This is a genomic window from Lacrimispora sp., assembly GCF_032078915.1.
Taxonomy (GTDB): Bacteria; Bacillota; Clostridia; order Lachnospirales; family Lachnospiraceae; genus Lacrimispora.
Map to the genome: position 1 here is coordinate 55,382 of NZ_DAMAUN010000018.1, position 19,396 is coordinate 74,777.

18 protein-coding genes are annotated in these 19,396 nt (G+C 46.4%); 15 read left to right on the top strand and 3 right to left on the bottom strand.

The features are described 5' to 3' along the window. The first annotated feature begins 46 nt into the window (after positions 1–46). The 10 genes from pfkB (at position 47) to RT269_RS09665 (ending at position 9,737) form a co-directional block, all read left to right on the top strand. The gene (gene pfkB / locus RT269_RS09620; RefSeq protein WP_313182191.1) at positions 47–964 is read left to right on the top strand and encodes a 1-phosphofructokinase; all 918 of its coding nucleotides are present in this window, start codon (positions 47–49) and stop codon (positions 962–964) included. Then, on the top strand, positions 964–2,883 hold the full coding sequence (locus tag RT269_RS09625; protein ID WP_313182193.1) for a PTS fructose transporter subunit IIABC: 1,920 nt from the start codon (positions 964–966) through the stop codon (positions 2,881–2,883). The genes pfkB and RT269_RS09625 overlap by 1 nt, the downstream gene beginning before the upstream one ends. Before the next feature lie 144 nt (positions 2,884–3,027). Then, positions 3,028–3,681: an HAD family hydrolase gene (locus RT269_RS09630; RefSeq protein ID WP_313182195.1), complete on the top strand. Its 654-nt coding sequence runs from the start codon at positions 3,028–3,030 to the stop codon at positions 3,679–3,681. A 32-nt stretch (positions 3,682–3,713) separates the two neighbouring features. Continuing rightward, on the top strand, positions 3,714–4,781 hold the full coding sequence (locus RT269_RS09635; protein WP_313182196.1) for an LCP family protein: 1,068 nt from the start codon (positions 3,714–3,716) through the stop codon (positions 4,779–4,781). 118 nt (positions 4,782–4,899) lie between these two features. Next, positions 4,900–5,907: a metal ABC transporter substrate-binding protein gene (locus tag RT269_RS09640; RefSeq protein ID WP_442913814.1), complete on the top strand. Its 1,008-nt coding sequence runs from the start codon at positions 4,900–4,902 to the stop codon at positions 5,905–5,907. Next, a complete protein-coding gene (locus RT269_RS09645; RefSeq protein ID WP_313182199.1) occupies positions 5,904–6,608 on the top strand; it encodes a metal ABC transporter ATP-binding protein in 705 nt (234 codons plus the stop codon). The genes RT269_RS09640 and RT269_RS09645 overlap by 4 nt, the downstream gene beginning before the upstream one ends. Positions 6,609–6,610: 2 nt before the next feature. Beyond that, positions 6,611–7,474, top strand: a complete 864-nt coding sequence (locus tag RT269_RS09650; protein WP_313182200.1) for a metal ABC transporter permease — start codon at positions 6,611–6,613, stop codon at positions 7,472–7,474. A 7-nt stretch (positions 7,475–7,481) separates the two neighbouring features. Beyond that, complete coding sequence (locus tag RT269_RS09655) at positions 7,482–8,843, top strand: TrkH family potassium uptake protein (RefSeq protein ID WP_313182230.1); 1,362 nt, start codon at positions 7,482–7,484, stop codon at positions 8,841–8,843. A gap of 18 nt (positions 8,844–8,861) precedes the next feature. Further along, complete coding sequence (locus tag RT269_RS09660; RefSeq protein WP_313182201.1) at positions 8,862–9,515, top strand: potassium channel family protein; 654 nt, start codon at positions 8,862–8,864, stop codon at positions 9,513–9,515. Positions 9,516–9,536: 21 nt separating this feature from the next. Next, a complete protein-coding gene (locus RT269_RS09665) occupies positions 9,537–9,737 on the top strand; it encodes a FeoB-associated Cys-rich membrane protein (protein WP_313182203.1) in 201 nt (66 codons plus the stop codon). 64 nt (positions 9,738–9,801) lie between these two features. On the opposite strand, the gene RT269_RS09670 is transcribed toward RT269_RS09665, so the two are convergent. Beyond that, positions 9,802–10,827 carry a PTS transporter subunit IIC gene (locus tag RT269_RS09670; RefSeq protein ID WP_313182204.1) on the bottom strand — a complete coding sequence of 342 codons (1,026 nt, stop codon included), beginning with the start codon at positions 10,825–10,827 and terminating at the stop codon, positions 9,802–9,804. A gap of 246 nt (positions 10,828–11,073) precedes the next feature. Between RT269_RS09670 and RT269_RS09675 the strand changes: the two genes are divergently transcribed. Together RT269_RS09675 and RT269_RS09680 are read left to right on the top strand one after the other, a co-directional pair. Next, the gene (locus tag RT269_RS09675; protein WP_313182205.1) at positions 11,074–12,336 is read left to right on the top strand and encodes a CobW family GTP-binding protein; all 1,263 of its coding nucleotides are present in this window, start codon (positions 11,074–11,076) and stop codon (positions 12,334–12,336) included. A 68-nt stretch (positions 12,337–12,404) separates the two neighbouring features. Then, positions 12,405–13,358 carry a TIGR03943 family putative permease subunit gene (locus tag RT269_RS09680; RefSeq protein ID WP_313182207.1) on the top strand — a complete coding sequence of 318 codons (954 nt, stop codon included), beginning with the start codon at positions 12,405–12,407 and terminating at the stop codon, positions 13,356–13,358. A gap of 164 nt (positions 13,359–13,522) precedes the next feature. Here RT269_RS09680 and RT269_RS09685 read toward each other — a convergent pair whose 3' ends face one another. Both RT269_RS09685 and RT269_RS09690 read right to left on the bottom strand, forming a co-directional pair. Continuing rightward, positions 13,523–13,909 (bottom strand): VOC family protein, encoded by a 387-nt coding sequence (locus RT269_RS09685; RefSeq protein WP_313182208.1) that lies wholly within the window; start codon positions 13,907–13,909, stop codon positions 13,523–13,525. Positions 13,910–14,119: 210 nt separating this feature from the next. Then, a complete protein-coding gene (locus RT269_RS09690) occupies positions 14,120–15,526 on the bottom strand; it encodes a polysaccharide deacetylase family protein (RefSeq protein WP_313182209.1) in 1,407 nt (468 codons plus the stop codon). 188 nt (positions 15,527–15,714) lie between these two features. On the opposite strand from RT269_RS09690, the gene RT269_RS09695 reads away from it, so the two are divergent. The 3 genes from RT269_RS09695 to RT269_RS09705 all read left to right on the top strand — a co-directional run bounded on the left by RT269_RS09695 (position 15,715) and on the right by RT269_RS09705 (position 19,396). Beyond that, positions 15,715–16,950 carry a D-alanyl-D-alanine carboxypeptidase family protein gene (locus RT269_RS09695; protein ID WP_313182211.1) on the top strand — a complete coding sequence of 412 codons (1,236 nt, stop codon included), beginning with the start codon at positions 15,715–15,717 and terminating at the stop codon, positions 16,948–16,950. A gap of 147 nt (positions 16,951–17,097) precedes the next feature. Then, complete coding sequence (locus tag RT269_RS09700; protein WP_313182212.1) at positions 17,098–18,615, top strand: sensor histidine kinase; 1,518 nt, start codon at positions 17,098–17,100, stop codon at positions 18,613–18,615. Next, positions 18,587–19,396 (top strand): response regulator transcription factor, encoded by an 810-nt coding sequence (locus RT269_RS09705; protein ID WP_313182214.1) that lies wholly within the window; start codon positions 18,587–18,589, stop codon positions 19,394–19,396. Before RT269_RS09700 ends, RT269_RS09705 begins: the two co-directional genes overlap by 29 nt.

A 19,396-nucleotide genomic window follows, 5' to 3' on the forward strand; every position in this document is an offset into this window, starting at 1 on the left:
AATGAGGGAAGAAATAAAATTTTATATATAAGAGGAGAGGTGACATATGATTTACACCGTAACATTTAATCCGGCATTGGATTATGTCGTAAGGGTAGATCACTTTGCACTGGGAGCAGTCAATAGAACGGAGCAGGAAAGCATCTATTATGGGGGAAAAGGACTCAATGTATCTGCGGTTTTATCGACTTTGGGGTATGAAAATACCGCACTGGGCTTTGTGGCAGGGTTTACCGGAGATGAAATTGAACGGGGAGTGAAAGGACTGGGATTTCAGTCGGATTTTATCCGCGTTGAAAAGGGGCTGTCCAGGATCAATGTGAAGCTTAGATCCCAGGAAGAAACAGAAATCAACGGCATGGGCCCTGGGATCACCGGAGAAGACGTAAAGCAGCTTTTTGAAAAGCTGGACCGTCTGACTGCCGGGGATGTGCTGGTCTTGTCTGGCAGCATTCCTAAATCCATTGACGATGACATCTATGAGCGGATCATGGAGTCTTTAGACGGAAGGGGAGTCCGTATCGTGGTGGATGCAACAAAGGATCTGCTTATTAATGTACTTCCTTACCATCCGTTCCTTATTAAGCCCAATAATCATGAGCTGGGAGAAATGTTTGGCGTAACCTTACATGGCCCGGAGGAGATCATTGCTTACGGAAAGCGTCTTCAGGAAAAAGGTGCCGGAAATGTACTGATTTCCATGGCAGGAGACGGAGCGATCCTGATTACGGAAGAAGAGGAAGTGTTCCGGATGGGAGTGCCTAAGGGAACGGTGAAGAATTCCGTGGGAGCAGGAGATTCCATGGTGGCTGGATTTATGGCAGGTTACCTGGAAAACGGCAGCTTTAAGCATGCCCTGCGTCTGGGAAGCGCAGCGGGAAGTGCCAGTGCCTTTTCAGAGGGGCTTGCAGGCAGGGAAGATATTATGAGACTGTATGAAGAATTATCAAAGGAGGGGTTTTGATGAAAATTTCAGATTTGTTAAAAAAGGAAAGCATTGAACTGGGAGTGAAGGCTGCCAGCAAGGAAGAAGCCATCGATAAGCTGGCCGGCTTAATGGAAGCTGGCGGAAGGCTTAAGGATAAGGCAGGATACAAGGAAGGGATTATGGCAAGGGAAGCCCTTGGAAGTACGGCGGTTGGAGACGGAATCGCCATTCCCCATGCAAAGGTGGCAGCGGTAAAGGAGCCGGGCCTTTCTGCGATCGTAGTGCCGGAAGGTGTGGATTATGAGGCTTTTGACGGTTCCCTTGCACATTTGATTTTCATGATCGCAGCACCTGAGGGAGAAGCGGATATTCATTTAGAGGCGCTATCCAGGCTTTCCACTCTTCTTATGGACCCGGATTTTAAGAGTGATTTAACAAAGGCTCAATCAAAGGAAGAATTTTTACAGCTCATTGACGATAAAGAGTCAGAACGGTATCAGAAGAAGGAAGTAAAAGCGGAACCGGCTGCAAAGGTTCCCAGTGGATATCAGGTTTTGGCAGTGACTGCATGTCCCACTGGAATTGCCCATACCTTTATGGCTGCTGAGAACTTAGAGCAGCAGGGGAAGAAGCTTGGGATTCCCCTAAAGGCGGAAACCAACGGAGCAGAAGGAGTAGGCAATGCCCTGACAAAGGCGGAGATTGCCGCAGCAGACGGAATCATCATCGCAGCGGATAAGAAGGTGGATATGGCCCGCTTTGACGGAAAGCGGGTGGTCGTGGCAACTGTAACAGAGGGCATCCAAAAGGGAGAAGAACTGGTTAAACGGGCAGTCAGCCCGGAAACTCCTGTTTACCATCATTCCGGTTCTGCTGTCTCATCAGAAAGCGGAGACCAGGAAAATGTCGGCCGCTCCATCTATAAACATTTGATGAACGGCGTTTCCCACATGCTTCCTTTCGTGATCGGCGGAGGTATTTTGATCGCCCTGGCGTTCCTGTTTGATGATTATTCCATTGATCCTTCTAATTTTGGAAAGAACACTCCGCTGGCTGCTTATTTAAAAACCATTGGGGAACAGGCCTTTGGAATGATGCTTCCGGTTCTGGCAGGATATATTGCCATGAGCATTGCAGACCGTCCCGGTCTGGCAGTGGGATTTGTCGGCGGGCTTATTGCTAAAATGGGTGCTACGTTTGCAAACCCGGCTGGAGGAAGTGTAAACTCAGGCTTCCTTGGAGCCTTGTTAGCCGGTTTTATCGGCGGATACATTGTGATCATGCTTAAAAAGGCGTTTGGCAGGCTTCCAAAGTCCCTGGAAGGAATCAAACCTGTTCTTTTGTATCCTTTAATCGGTATTTTCCTTGTAGCTGTGGTAACTACCTTTATCAATCCTTTTGTAGGCGCTATTAACGATGGACTTACGGGCCTGTTAAACGGTATGGGCGGCACCAGCAAGATCATTCTGGGGGTTGTCGTAGGAGGCATGATGTCCGTAGATATGGGCGGTCCTGTGAATAAGGCTGCTTATGTGTTTGGTACGGCTCAGCTGGCGGAAGGCAATTTTGATATTATGGCGGCTGTTATGGCTGGCGGTATGGTTCCGCCAATCGCCGTTGCTCTCTGCACCACATTTTTCAAAAAGAAATTTACGGAGAAAGAGCGTCAGTCCGGCTTGGTCAACTATATTATGGGATTATCCTTTATTTCTGAGGGAGCCATCCCCTTTGCAGCCGCTGATCCCATCCGAGTGATTCCTTCCTGTATCGTCGGTTCCGCAGTAGCAGGCGGCCTTTCCATGGCTCTTGGCTGTACCCTTCGGGCACCTCATGGTGGGATATTCGTCCTTCCTACCATTGGAAATCCCTTCGGATACCTGTTAGCCATTGTCATTGGTTCTGCTGCAGGCTGCCTCGTAATGGCGGCATTGAAGAAGAATCTGGAAACAGAGTAAGTTGTTTAAAGCGCTCCGGCATAACGGCTGGGGCGCTTTATGCTTTCCGGCAGGTATGGTTGGGGTGGATTTTTAGACGATTATGTTCTATAATTTAGAGAAGCAGGATAGAATTGCCCAAAAGAGAACAGGAAGGAGAACATTATGTACCAATGCTGTATATTTGATCTGGACGGAACCATTATCAACACCATTCATTCCCTGGCTTACAGTATAAGCCTTACGATGGAGCATTTTGGCTATGAACCCATCGATGTGGATCACACCAAGAAGTTTGTAGGGGATGGATTTAAAAAGCTGGTGGAACGGGCCCTTATTTATTCGGGAGATGATAAGCTGACCCATTATGAGGAAGCCCTTGCATTTTATGAGGAAACCTTTGAGAATAACTGCCTTTATAAGGTGGAGCCATACGAAGGGATGACAGAGTTTCTGACATTCCTTAAGGATAAGGGAATCAAGATCGGGGTTCTGACCAACAAAGGCCATGAACGGGCCGTTGAATGTGTGGAAGCCGTTTACGGCAAAGGATTTTTTGATTTAATTACCGGGGAGGGCAATGGGGTCAAATGCAAACCTGACCCTTCAGGAGCCTTTATGACAGCAGAGTATTTTCATGCAAAGCCTTCGGAATGCCTTTATTTTGGAGATACCAATACCGATATGAGGACAGGTATCAATGCCGGAATGGACACGGCAGCCGTAACCTGGGGTTTTCGTGAACGGACGGAACTGGAAGCATTTCATCCCAGGTACATTATAAACCATCCCAATGAGATCAAGTATGTTTTTGAATAAAATTTCAAAATAAAGGGAAATTAAGGAGAGATATGAATGAGTATCTCTTCTTTTTATTTGACGATATGGGAGGAACCATGACTAAACACTTAAAATGGGGATTGATTATGATAGCGGCAGTCTGGGCCGCCTTAATTGGGTCGATGCTTGGATATGCCTGGAACATCATGCATATGCCAAAAGTTCCCAAGCTGCAGATGCCTCAGCTACAAAATCAGAATATAAGCATAGAGACCCAGGAAAAGATGGAGGGCTACTGGACGGTAGCGGTGTTTGGCGTGGATTCCAGGGAAGGGACCCTGGAAAAAGGGACCCGGTCGGATATGCAGATGATCCTTAATGTAGATCTTGGAACAGGAGAAATACGCATTGTTTCAATCTACCGGGACACCTATTTACGGATAGACGATAAGGAGCGCTATGATAAGATCAATGAGGCATATTTTAAAGGAGGACCGAAACAGGCCATAGAGGCTCTAAAGGATAATCTGGATCTGACCATTGATGATTATGCGTCATTTAGCTGGAAGGCCGTTGCTGATGCCATCAATCTTCTGGGCGGGATCGATGTGGATATCAGCCATGAGGAATTCAGGGTGATTAACGGCTTTATTACAGAAACTGTGGAATCAACGGGCGTCGGCTCCCATCATTTAAAAGCGGAAGGCCCTAACCATTTAGACGGGGTCCAGGCAGTTGCCTATGCAAGGCTCAGGAAAATGGATACGGACTTTAAACGGACGGAACGCCAGAGAGAAGTGGTCGACTTAGCGCTTAAAAAGGCCAGGGAAGCGGATGCGGCAACCTTAAGCAAGGTGGTTGCTGCCGTGCTTCCCCAGATATCCACCAGCGTCGGAATGAAGGATCTGCTTCCTCTGATGAAAAATATAAAAAGGTTTCACCTGACTGAAACGGAAGGATTTCCTTCAAAGCTTAAGGATGTCATGATCGGTAAAAGAGACTGTGTTGTCCCTGTGACCCTGGAATCAAACGTAAAAAGGCTTCATCAGTTCCTGTTTGATGAAGAAAACTATGAACCCTCAGATACGGTAAAAGAGATCAGCAGACAGATCGAGCTTCGGATAAAAAATAAAAAATAATTGGTGTTTGGCCTGTAGAGACAGGAGAAGTTTTTCTTCTTATGCCTTTTACAGGCCTTTTCCTGTTTTGATAAAAACTGTCCTTTTCCTTCTGAATAAAATGTGCTATACTATGCAGATGGAATCAGATAGGAGAATGAGAATGAATAAAAAAAGCTTAAAAAAACTCCTGTTTTTATGCCTTTCAATTCCTATTGCAGCCGTAGCATTATTGGGCTGCAGCAGAAATGAAAAGCCCTCATATACAGGAGAATCTAAGCTCAAGGTTGTGACGACCCTGTTTCCATATTATGACTTTACAAGACAGGTGGCCGGTGACAAGGTGGAACTGACCATGGTGGTCCCGGCAGGAATGGACAGCCATTCCTTTGAGCCAACTCCCGCAGATGTGCAGGTCATCCGGGAGGCAGATGTTTTAATATGCAACGGCGGAGCCTTAGAACACTGGCTTTCCCAGGTACTCAATGCGGTTGATTCCGGTTCCATGACGGTTGTCACGGGAATGGATCAGGTAGATGCGGTGCAGGAAGAACTGGTGGAAGGGATGGAAGAGGAAGAACACCAGGTCGACGATGACGGCCATGGCGGGGATATAGAATATGATGAGCATATCTGGACCTCTCCTGTGAATGCAATGATCCTGGTGGAGTCGATCCGGGATGCCCTTTCTGAAAAAGATCCGGAGAACCGGAGCTATTATGAGGAGAGCGCAAAGTCATACCTTGAAAAGCTAAAAAAACTTGACGATGAGTTCCGTAAGGTGACAGAAAATAAAAAGCGGGATATGATCGTTGTAGGAGATAAATTTCCGTTTCGTTATCTGGCGGATGAATACGGCCTGTCTTACCGGGCAGCGTTTTCCGGCTGCAGCACGGATACGGAACCTAGCGCCAGAACCATTGCATATCTCATTGACAAAATGCGATTGGAACAGATTCCGGTGATTTATTACCTGGAGCTTTCCAGTCACCGGGTTTCTGAGATCATTGCAGAGGAGACAGGGGCAGAACCCCTTTTGCTTCATTCCTGCCACAATGTTTCAAGAAGAGAGTTTGACAGCGGTGTCACCTATCTTGACCTTATGGGGCAGAATGTGATTAATTTAAAAAGAGGATTGGATGAATGAGCCCATTAATACAATGCAGTCATGTGGATTTTGGATATGAGAACCAGGATGCTGTGGTGGATGTGACTATGGACGTTAATCCGGGGGAGTATGTCTGCATCGTGGGAGAGAACGGCTCCGGAAAAAGTACTTTGATGAAGGGACTTTTAGGGCTGTTAAAGCCCACAGGCGGCGTCATATCTGTGTCCGATGAATTGAAAAAAAGCGGGATCGGCTATCTGCCCCAGCAGACTGCGGCTCAAAAGGATTTTCCGGCAACGGTCCGTGAGGTGGTCTTATCCGGCTGTTTAAACCGCAGAGGAAGCTGGCCCTTTTATTCCGGAAAGGAAAAAAGGCTTGCAGTTAACAATATGGAGCGGTTAGGAATTATGGGCATTGCCGGTAAATGCTACCGTGAATTATCAGGCGGCCAGCAGCAGAGAACCCTGATTGCAAGAGCTCTTTGCGCCACGGATAAGCTTCTGATCATGGATGAACCTATCACAGGTCTGGATCCCTCTGCCATTGCGGAATTCTATGAGATCATCCGTAAATTGAACCGTGAGGAAGGGGTTGCCATTTTAATGGTATCCCATGATGTGGCCAATGTTGTAAAAGAGGCGGATAAGATCCTTCATCTGAAACGGGAAGTCCTGTTCTACGGGACGACAAAGGATTATTTAAAAAGCAATGCCGGATATATTTATACAGGAGGTGCGTGAAGATGGGAATGATGAGTGAAATGCTGTCCTATCCGTTTCTGGTACGGGCCTTGGCAGGGGGAATCCTGGTTTCTTTATGTGCTTCTCTATTAGGCGTCAGCCTGGTGTTAAAACGGTATTCCATGATTGGTGACGGACTGTCTCATGTTTCCTTTGGAGCCTTGTCCTTTGCAGTGGCTTTTGGCTGGTCTCCGTTAAAGATATCTGTTCCAGTGGTGGTGATTGCTGCGTTTTTCCTGCTGCGCATCAGGTCGAACGGAAAGATGAAAAGTGACGCAGCCATTGCCATGATATCCGCTGTTGCACTGGCGTCGGGCATTATCGTTACTTCCATGACGACCGGAATGACTACGGATGTAAGCAGCTATATGTTTGGAAGCATACTGGCTATGAGCAAGGAGGATGTCCGCTTAAGCGTGATCCTGTCCTTTTTTGTGCTTGGACTGTTTTTGATTTGCTATAACAAGATTTTTGCGGTGACCTTTGACGAAAGCTTTGCAAGGGCAACGGGAGTAAATGTATCCTGGTACAATGTTTTGATTGCGGTACTTACCGCCGTCACCATCGTTCTGGGTATGAGGATGATGGGAGCCATGCTGATCTCCAGCCTCATCATTTTCCCTTCCCTTACCTCGATGCGGGTATTTAAAAGCTTCCGTGGAGTGGTGATATCTTCCGGAATTTTATCAGTCGTTTGTTTTGTGATCGGCATGATGGCATCGTACCGTTATTCCACCCCGGCGGGAGCCAGCGTGGTGATGGTGAATCTGGCGGCATTTCTGGTTTTCTCAGCTGCAGACTATGGAGTGAGAATGAGCCGTGCCGATAAAAAAGCGGGACAGGGTTCCGCAGGAAAAGAGGAATGACAGTGAGATGAACGTGGAAGAAAAAAGATTAAAGCGTGCCAGGCGGCACGTAAGCCAGACACAGTTTATTGCTTATGGATTTTTTTGCCTGATCTTAACAGGGGCCCTGCTTTTGATGCTTCCGGTTTCCAGCAGGGATGGACAGTCCGAAGATTTTTTAAGCTGCCTGTTTACCGCGACCAGCGCCTCCTGTGTGACGGGACTGATCGTCAGGGATACCTGGACCCAGTGGTCTTTGTTTGGACAGATGGTGATAATTACAATGATACAGATCGGGGGCCTTGGGTTTGTTACGGTGGGCGTGTTTATCTCCATCGTGCTCAGGCGGAAGATTGGCTTAAAAGAGAGAGGGCTTTTGCAGGAAAGCGTTAATACCTTACAGATCGGCGGAGTTGTAAGGCTGGCGAAAGGGATCATAAAAGGAACTTTTCTTATTGAAGGTACAGGAGCCATTCTTCTGGCCCTCCGTTTCATTCCTGAATACGGGTTCTGGAGGGGAACGTTTTATGGCATTTTCCACTCCATATCAGCCTTCTGCAATGCAGGATTTGACTTAATGGGAAATCAGAAGCCTTTTAATTCCTTAGTCTCTTATTACGATGACTGGCTGGTGAATTTAGTCATTATGTCTCTGATCATCATAGGCGGCATCGGTTTTATCGTGTGGGAAGATATCTATAAGCATAAGCTTCACTTTAAAAAATATATGCTGCATACCAAAATGGTTTTAGTGAGTACCGCAGTTCTGGTTTTTGGAGGAGGATTTCTATTCTATCTGCTGGAACGGAACAATCTTATGGTGGGAATGAATGCAAGCGGACAGATTTTAACCTCCATGTTCAGTTCCGTAACTGCCAGAACAGCCGGTTTTAATACCACTGATACGGCATCATTGACCGACGGGAGTAAGCTCCTTACCATAATCCTCATGTTCATCGGAGGAAGCCCTGGATCAACAGCGGGAGGAATTAAGACGACTACAATCTTTGTCCTTCTTATGTGCGTACATTCCAACATCAAGCAGACCTACGGGGTCAATATTTTTGGCAGGCGTCTGGAAGAAAGTGTCATCAAGCGTGCAGGCGCTATTTTGACCATCTACCTGTTTTTGGCTCTTTCTGCGTCCCTGGCGATTATGGCAATTCAGCCTTTGGGATTTTCGGACATACTGTTTGAAACGGCATCAGCCATTGGAACGGTAGGTATGACCACAGGCATCACAAGGGATCTTTATTCTGTATCAAAGGTGATCATTATTATCCTCATGTACAGCGGAAGGATCGGAAGCTTGTCCTTTGCCCTGGCATTTGCTCAAAGTCATCGCAAGGCTCATGTGGAACAAGTAGCAGAAACCATCAATGTGGGTTAAAGAAAAGGGAGTAAAATCATGAAATCAGTATTAATTATTGGACTTGGCCGGTTTGGCCATCATCTGTGTCTTAATATGGCGAGGCTTGGAAATGATGTTATGATCGTGGATCAGAAGGAAGAGTGCCTGGAAGACTTACTTCCATATGTGACCAGCGCTAAGATTGGTGACTGCACCAATGAAACGGTATTAAAAAGTCTGGGAATCGCCAATTTCGATCTGTGCTTTGTGTGTATCGGAACGAATTTCCAGAGCAGTCTGGAGATCACCAGTCTGGTCAAGGAACTGGGAGGCAGAAGAGTGATCAGTAAGGCAAACCGTGATATCCATGCCAAATTCCTGCTGAGAAACGGAGCGGATGAAGTGATTTATCCGGACCGGGACATTGCAGAAAAACTGGCTGTCCGCTACAGCACGGATCATGTGTTTGACTATATTGAGCTGACTCCGGAATACTCTATCTACGAGATCCCTCCTCTTTTGGAATGGGTGCATAAATCCATAAAGGAAGCGGATATCAGAAACCGGTATCATATCAGTGTCCTGGGAATTAAGCGGGAGGGCAGGGCCCAGCTCATGCCGCCGGCGGACTATGTGATCCAGGCTCAGGAACATTTGATGGTAATTGGCAAGAGGGAGCATATTGAGCATATATTAAAGGAACTAAAGTAGAGAAGCAATAGGAGGTTTGATATGCCTGCATGGTTAGCTTCTAATGGCTCGACGGTTTTAGTAGCCCTTGTCCTATTGGTGCTTGTGTGTATTTCAGTCAGACAATTCATAAAAAATAAGGGAAAAGGCGGCTGCGGACATTGCAGTGGATGCTGCAGCCATTGCAGCGGAGGCTGCGGTCATTGTGCCTTTGGAAATGCGGATGATGAACAGAAGGAATGAGAAAGAGTAAAAAGAGGAAGGAGGATGCCTGATTATTTGCGGCATCCTCCTTCCTGTCTTTTCTTTATTTTAAATCAAGTGTTAAGTCCCCGAATTTAATCCAGCCGATTTTTCTAAGTATTTCACCAAACAAAAGGGTGAGAAGGGCAGGAAGGAGGAAGCAGACTATGAGGATTCCAAGCCACATAAAGGTCCCGCCTTTCATTGCCGTGTAGACACCGATGGGACCTACCAGCCCGCAGGTTCCCATACCCGAGCCTGCCGGAATATTTTTAAGCTGGAATACCATGGTGGCGATGGGGCCGGTTATCATAGAAGTAAGGGTGGGGGCGATCCAGACCTTTGGATTCTTCACAATGTTTCCCATTTGCAGCATGCTGGTGCCAAGGCCCTGAGCCAGAAGGCCGCCTACCCCGTTTTCCCGGAAGGAAAGGACGGCAAAGCCGATCATCTGCGCACAGCAGCCGGCTGTGGCAGCTCCCCCTGCCAGTCCGTCAAGAGATAAGGCGATACAGATGGCAGCGCTGCTGATGGGCAGGGTGAGGGCGATGCCGATCAGAGCAGATACCAGGATCCCCATAAAAAATGGCTGTAATTCAGTAGATGTTTTCACTAGAACGCCAAACCAGTTCATAAAGCCAGCTACGCCCGGTCCCACGGACTGTGCAATGAGAACTCCGGAGATGATGGTCACTCCGGGGGTGACCAGAATGTCCAGCCTCGTTTCCTTTGAAACGATCTTTCCAAGTTCCGTGGCAACCACCGTTGCAGCGAGAGCGCCCACAGGTCCGCCAAGAGCATTGCCGGCAATTCCAACGGTTGCCGCGGAAAAAAGAACTAAAGCAGGGGCGTGGAGGGCATAGGCAATGGCAACACCAAGGGCCGCGCCGGTAGCACTTTTCGCGTAATCCGCGATCACGTTGAAAATAGTGAGATTGAATTGCTGGCCCAGAGTACCGAATATGGTTCCGATCAAAAGAGACGCAAAAAGGCCAAATGCCATAGCACCCAATGCATCAATGAGATAGGTCTGGACAGTAATTGTGACGTTTTTCCTTTTCAGGAACTCTTTTACGCCGCATTTTTCCATATTAAAAATCTCCTTTAAATAGTTTGGTGCACACATTTGACCTTTGTCAAAGCAGTTGTCATGTATTCTACCATAAAATGATCGAATTGCAAGGTTTTTTGAAGAATTTCCTCAAAACTGATAATTTTATAACAATATCTGAAGGAAAAACCCATGGCCCTCTGCTTGACTTTGCTAAAGGTTTGTGACACAATAAATAAATGTAATTTCATGCATAACCCTGAAAGAAAAGAGGTACATTTAGATATGACAAAAATTGATATTATATCCGGTTTCCTTGGAGCTGGAAAAACAACTTTTATTAAGAAGCTGCTGCAGGAAGCCATAGCCGGAGAGCAGGTTGTCCTGATTGAAAATGAATTTGGTGAGATCGGTATTGACGGAGGTTTTTTAAGGGATGCAGGGGTTGAGATCCGGGAGATGAATTCCGGCTGTATTTGCTGCTCTCTGGTAGGTGATTTCGGCAAATCTCTTGAGGAGGTACTGACAAAGTACCATCCGGACCGTGTGATCATTGAGCCGTCAGGCGTGGGTAAATTATCTGATGTGATGAAAGCGGTTATTGATGTTGCTTCTGAGGTAGAGGTGACCTTAAACAGTGCGGTCACTATCGTGGATGCGCAAAAATGCAGGATGTATAGAAAGAATTTCGGAGAGTTTTTCAATAACCAGATCGAAAATGCAGGAACTATCGTATTAAGCCGTACGGATATTGCTCCTGCCGACAAGGTGGATCAGGCACTCCAGATCATTCGGGAACTGAACCCAAAGGCGTCTGTAGTGACGACTCCCTGTGATGAATTGAGCGGAAAACAGCTTCTTGAGATTATAGAAAAACCGGATACCATGGCAGAGGATTTGATGAAAGAAGTGAAAGAACACCGCCATCATCAGGAAGAGGGCTGCGGCTGCGGAGATCATCATCATGACCACCACCACGAGCATGGTGAGGATTGCGGCTGTGGAGACCATCATCATGACCACCACCACGAGCATGGTGAGGATTGCGGCTGCGGAGGCCACCATCATCATGACCATGAGGAATCAGAATGCGGCTGCGGAGGCCACCATCATCATGACCATGAGGAATCAGAATGCGGCTGTGGAGGCCATCACCATCATGACCATGAGGAATCAGAATGCGGCTGTGGAGGCCATCATCATGATCACCACCACGAGCATGGTGAGGATTGCGGCTGCGGCCACGATCATGATCATGACCATCATGCAGATGAAGTATTTAACAGCTGGGGCCTTGAGAATGTGGCGTCTATGAGCAAAGAAGAGCTGGACAAGATTCTTGAAGAATTGGCTTACGGAGATAGTTATGGAGATGTACTTCGTGCCAAGGGAATGATTCCAGGTGAGGAAAAAGGTACATGGCTTTATTTTGATCTGGTGCCGGAGCAATACGAGATCCGTAATGGAGCACCGGAATATACCGGAAAGGTATGTGTGATAGGAGCGAATTTAAAAGAAGAGGAACTTGAGAAATCCTTTTTAAGATAATCAGAATGGAGGGAACCCCTTACAGGGATACCTATATGTCCTGAAAAAAGGGCAGGAAAGAGGGAACCATGAGCAACACAGATAAAATGGAAGACGACTTTATGCCGGTATTCCTCATAAATGGATTTTTGGAAGCTGGAAAAACCCAGTTCCTTCAGTTCACCATGGAGCAGGACTATTTTCAGTCTGACGAGAAGACGCTGCTGATTGTTTGTGAAGACGGTGAAACTGAATATGACCAGGCCCTGTTAAAGCGCACCAAGACAGCTGGAGTGTTTATAGAAAGCATAGAGGAACTGAACCCTGACAGGCTTTTGGAGCTGGAACTGCTTTATAATCCGGAGCGGGTTTTGATCGAGTGGAATGGAATGTGGAATCTGGATGAGCTAAAGCTTCCTGATGATTGGAAAATCTATCAGCAGATCACCCTGATCGATATGTCCACCTTTGAATTGTATTCAGCCAATATGAAACCTTTGCTGTATTCCATGGTCCGTAATTCGGAGATGGTTATTTGCAACCGCTGCGACGGAATCGAAGATTTATCCGGCTATCGGCGGACCCTAAAGGCCATGTGTCCCAAGGGAGAGATCGTATTTGAAGATTCTGAGGGAGAGGTCAATGAGATCCCGGAAGAAGATCTGCCTTATGATATGGGAGCAGACGTAGTGAGTATTTCACAGGAAGCCTATGGGATCTGGTATCTTGATTGTATGGAAAGACGGGACCGTTATGAGGGGAAGACTGTGGAATTTACCGCTATGGTCTTGAAAACTCCTGATTTCCCCAAAAATTATTTTGTGCCAGGACGTATGGCAATGACCTGCTGTGAGGATGATATGACCTTTTTAGGCTTTGTCACCAAGGCGAGGGAAGCCAGAGAGCTGGAAACGAAACAATGGGTCCGTGTCAAGGCAAAGATTGCATATGAGTACTGGAGAGATTATGAAGGAGAGGGCCCCGTATTATATGCGGAGTCTGTGGTTCCGGCTCAGCCGATTAAGGGATTTGTGCAGTTTTAGGAAACAACCGGGAATATCGCATTGTTTTGAAGGATATAATTTTAGGATAACAGAAAGCCGCTCTGCTGACAGAAAATCAGCAGGGCGGCCTTGTTGCGTTTGAGAGATTATTACCCCATGCGCAGCAAATCATTCATTTTATTTATAGTAGTACAATAAGGCAGTTAAACAAATAAGCACCACCAGATTCCATATTTGTCAATAAAATCTGTCATCAGAGAACTGTATTCGCATGACGCAAGCGGCATAAGAATTTTAGCATCCGTTTTCAGTATTTCATATGCTTTTCTCACCTTATCTTCATTTCCTTCTCCATAATGCAAACAGAACTGTATGACATTGCCTGTAACCGTTTCTTCGCCGATTATGGCATATTCTGAGTTTCTTTCTGCAACAGCCAGTATTTCTCCCTGAATATCAAGCTCAGCATGAAAAAATGTTCCGTCGCCATTTGGATAGCTGCTGATAAGGGCAGCATCAAAAGCCTTTTGATAAAGAGCCACAGCTTCATCGCTTCTTGTAACATATGCCTGCATCATTGACCTTTTCATAAAAACCCTCCTGTGCATGATTCATGTTGTGTACATGATCCGACTATTGCAGCCTTCTGCATACTTAAAAGCAGCCTTTTTCTGTTTCCGGTTTTTACTATAACACAGGCCGGTTACCTATACAATTTTTTTTCTTCACGGATAACCGGAATTAGGCAGAAAAAAGCCGTAGAACTTCTTTAAAAGTCTACGGCCTTTTTCAGGGACTGTTTACATTGGAGGAACCGGTGTCGGTCTTGCCGGATCAAAAACATCAGGAACATTAAACAGATCCGTTAAGCTGTCGGGATAATAAAACATCCGGTATCCGTCAAGGTTTCTGCGGGCCTGGCGGAAGTAGTCGGTGCCCATCTGCATCCAGGTCGGCTTGCTGGCGTCTACGTTACAGAAATAACGGAAGCCAAGAGATTTTAAATATGTAAAACGTTCATTGTCATTGGTATAAGGGGTCCAGCTTCCGATATCGCTTCCAAAGGGGAAGAGGATAATATCTGTGGGTCCGGTTAAGGACTCAACGTTGCGTTTCCATTTGTCACTGTCTGCCTTAAAATGGTTCATGGAGATCTGTCCCATGTTCCGGTGGCCCCAGCTGTGGGAGGACAGCTCCCAGCCGTGATCCTTTAAAGCCTGAGCTACCTTTGCAGCCTGCTCCCGGTCTGCTTCATAATTGGGATTGGTATCCTTGTAAGATTCATCGGTCCGGTATCCCAGGATCCCGTTGTAGCCGGTAAAGGCCAGAATTCCCCGCGCTCCTTTGTAGGAAAAGCCTGGATGGGTTTGTATGAAGCCTTCAAGTATCGGTACCAGATCATAATCGCCCACAGAAACGCTGCCGTCAGCCATTGTCATCTCGCAGGTGGGATATCCATCTTCTCCGATGATCATACGGGTGGCAAAGCCGTCGCCCTGCATATATTCGTAATAGCACACATCATCCTGAGACAGGACAAAGGCTTTCTTGCCTGGAGGAAGCATGATATCTCCGTATACAAATTTAGGATTTCCGTTCTCATCCTTCGCCTCATATGCAAGATCATGGATCTTCACAAGAACATATCCCTTGTCATACATAGACTGCATCATCTTAAGAAATTCCGATTTGGTCGTCATCATCTGGTTGTAGCCCCCCTGCTTGGAATCTCCATCAAAGGCTTTTGAAGTATCGATGATAAGCGAATGGAAAAAAACATGGGTCACATCCTGGGGATTGAACCGCACCAGGGTTTCCTTGGCGGTATTATAACCTGCAATGGCAGAGGTGACTTCTTCCACTGCGCTGAACTCAGGGTCAGACTGGAGAAGACTGATCGCCCCATCGTAATCGTATTCAAGAGAAAGGGCTTCTGCCTGGGAAAGCAGGGACTTTAATTTTTCTTCACTGGCTTGTTCGCTTGCAGTCTCTTCGGCGGAAGGGTCCGGAGCTCCTTCATCGGAAGGGTGTTCTGCGACGGAAGTATCGGCAGGCAATGCCCTGTATTTCAACCTTTTGTTTATCGCAACTCCGCACAAAGTCAAAACGGCAACGATTAAAATTCCAAGAAGAACGATCAGGATAACCTGTAATGCATGGTTCCGGCCTCCTCCAGAATTTCGTCCACGAAAGTCATGTCTGTTCATAGTATAACCTCTTAATTCTGTAGTATTGGGGCAGTATTGATAGATTTTAAACATACCCGGTACAAGTATAGCATACTTTACCGGAAGATGAAACGTAAAGATGGCAATTATTTTTGGAAAAAATGGTATATGTAAGGGAAGCAGTCCCATACAATGGTACAAAGGAATTTTAGGGGATCGTGTATCATATGAAGAGAGTTACGGCATTTGTTTTAAGCTGTCTTCTGCTGTTTTTCTGTTTATGCTTTCCGGCGGCAGGGCAAGAGCCGGATGTGACGGTAGCCTCGGACATGATTATCCAGGCAGAAGAGGCGAAACGGGTGAATGCGGAGGGCGGTCCGGCTTTGCAGTCCCCCAGCGCCGTTCTAATGGAAGCGTCAACCGGACAGATTATTTTTGAAAAGGACGCGGATGAAAAAAGAAGCCCGGCCAGCATTACGAAAATCATGACTTTGATACTTATTTTTGACGCGCTGGATTCCGGTAAAATCAAGCTGTCGGATGAGGTTGTTACAAGCGCCCACGCAAAGTCCATGGGAGGCTCCCAGGTTTTCCTGGAAGAAGGGGAGATCCAGACGGTGGAAACCCTGATTAAATGCATTGTTATCGCATCGGGGAATGACGCTTCGGTAGCCATGGCGGAATACATAGCAGGAACAGAAGACGAATTTATTAAGATGATGAATGAGCGTGCGGCAGGGCTTGGGATGACAAATACTCATTTTGAAGATTGCTGCGGACTTACCGATTCTGCCACCCATGTGACAACGGCCAGGGATATTGCGATTATGTCCAGAGAATTAATTACCAAATATCCTCAGATTCATAACTATTCTACAATCTGGATGGAGAATATCACCCATGTGACAAAGCAGGGAACAAAGGAATTCGGCCTTTCCAATACCAATAAGCTATTAAAGATGGCTACGAATTTCACTGTGACCGGTTTAAAGACCGGTTCCACATCAGTGGCAAAGTATTGCCTTTCTGCGACTGCAGAGAAGGATGGAGTCCGTCTCATTGCCTCGATCATGGCAGCTCCGGATTACAAAGTCAGGTTTGCCGATGCCCAGACTCTTTTAAACTATGGATATGCCAACTGCAAGCTGTATGAGGATAAGGAGATGCTTCCTCTTCCTGATATGGTGGTTGATAACGGAGTAACGGATCTGGTTCCGTTGAAGTATGGCGGTTCCTTTTCTTATTTGAGCCTTAAGGGAGAAGATTTCTCTGCTATTGAAAAGACGCTGGAACTGGCACCTTCCATCTCTGCTCCTTTAGAAGAGGGACAGAAAGCCGGGAACCTTATTTATACCCTTGGGGGGAAACGGATTGGAGAAGTTCCCATATTAACTGCCGAGTCAGTCAGGGAAGCAAAATTTGCCGATTATTTTAAGCGCCTTTGGAAGGCCTTTAACCTGTAGCATATTATGGGATAAACACTGCCCTGTAAGCGGTACACAAAAAATATGTGTACCGCTTACAGGGTATTTTTTGTTATTGACGGAAGTTCAAGGAAAGGATAAGATTAGTTAGTGCAAGAGTGAAAACGAATCGTGGGAGGTAAACAGGTGGGAGATCGATTGCTTGCCCTTTGGTATCAGATGTCTTTGAAAAGGAAACTATACGTGATCATAGGAAGCGTGGGGATCATTATGGCAGCTTCCATTTTCATCAATCTAAAAGTGGCATATATATTTATTAACGATGTGAGCATTATCATGGATGATAACCTGGCCTGCTATAAGTTTCAGGAGTCCATGGAAAATGAAAAGGGATTGTTTGCCCAGATATTAGCAAACAATACTCCGGAAAATAAGGAAGCATACCGGCAGGGCTGCCAGGAAACCAGAGTATATCTAAGCAGCCTGCCCTATGATTATGATAAAATCGGGGAAGAGCGCTATGGGATCACCTGGAACATCAAAAACGGTTATGATACCTATGAGAAGCAGCGGGAAAAAGTGGTAGAAATGAATCAGAATGACCCCAGCTATATCAGGGAACTGTACAAAACATATAATATGCAGAAATATCTGGACCTCTATGGAGCACGTCTGACCAAAGTGGTTTTAATGGGAGGAAATGATTATTACGAAATCCAGATCCCTGTGCTTAAGCGTATGCCTTACATTCTGGTCGCCATCAGCGTCCTCGCTTTTTTTGTGCTTATGTTCCTTTTGCGTTTTATTACAGGCAGCATTGTAAAAACAGTGGTGCAGCTGGCTACGGTCTCAGGTAAGATCGAGAAGAACGATTTTTCGTCCCCTGACGTCCATTGGGATGGAAGGGATGAGATCGGACAGCTTGTAAGCGCATTCAATAAGATGAAGCATGCCACCCGGGACTACATCACAGCGACGGAGGATAAACGGCTGATGGAAGAGAAGCTGTACCGGCATGAACTGGAGAGGGCAGAGCTTGAGAAACGGTTTTCCATGGCCCAGCTTCAGCTGATCAAAAGCCAGATAAATCCCCATTTTCTCTTTAATACACTGAATATGATCACCAGGATGGCACAGATGGAGGAAGCACCGGTGACGGAAGAAATGCTTGTGGCAATCAGCAGCCTTCTTCGTTACAGCCTCCGGACGTCCAATGCCTTTGAGCCTCTTGAGCAGGAGCTTAAGGTAGTAAAGGATTATATGTACATCCAGAAGATGCGTTTTGGAGACCGGATTCAATGGGATATCAACTGCAGCATGGACCTATATAAGGAAGAGGTGCCGGTCTTCATGCTTCAGCCGTTGGTGGAAAATGCGGTAATTCACGGGATCCAGGAAAAGGAGAATGGCGGAAGCATCAACATACGGATCGAGAAAAGAGGAGAGCTTTTATGGATATCCGTAGCGGATACGGGAAAGGGTATGGACTCAGAAACCCTGTCAGCGATCAGGAAAGCCATTGAAACAAAGGGGACAGGCCTTGGAATCGGGCTGGGGAATATATATAGAAGGATTTCTTATTACTACGAATATGGAAAGGTAACCATTGACAGCGGAGAAAACAACGGCACAGTGGTACAGATAGAATTTGGTCGGAGAAGGGAAATAATGGATCATGTATCGGTTAATGATAGTGGAAGATGAAATGATAGAGCGAATTGTGCTCAAAAAGATGCTTCTGAAGAAATTTGGAGAGGAATGTCAGATCTTTGAGGCGCAGAACGGAAAAGAGGCAGTGGAGATTTTTAAAAGGGAAGATATCCAGGTGGTGATCCTGGATATTGGTATGCCGGGAATGAACGGAATCCAGGCTGCGGAAATCATGAGGAAGGAAAATAAGGATTGCTGCCTTATTTTTCTGACAGCCTACGATCGCTTTGACTATGCGAAAAAGGCGATTTCCATCAGGGCCATGGAATATTTGCTGAAGCCTTATTCCCAGAAAGAGGTCTTAAACGTGGTTGAGGAGGCTCTTCGGATTGCCGGTGAACAGGAGGATCCGCAGGGGGAAATCAAACCGCATAAGGAAAGAGAAGAGGCAGATGCCCATCCGGTTTTGGATGAGGAGTCCGATTTTAGCGGCAGCCGTTTGTCTGTGATGACATCCATGGTGGAGGAATACATCCGGTCCAATTATATGAATGATATTTCCATGAGCGAGACAGCCAGGGCCGTGGGATATTCAGAGCCTTATTTTTGCAGGATGTTCAAGCTGCAGTTCGGGCAAAGCTTTACCTCTTATCTGGCAGAATACAGGGTGGAGGAAGCGAAAAAGCTGCTGGCCCAGCCCAACGTGAACGTAAAGGAGGTAGGAGTCAGAGTGGGTTACATGGATTCCAATTATTTTACAAAGGTTTTCAAACGGCTGGAAGGGGTAAATCCTTCGGAGTACAGAATGTCCAGTCTGAAAGACCTTCAAAGTTAA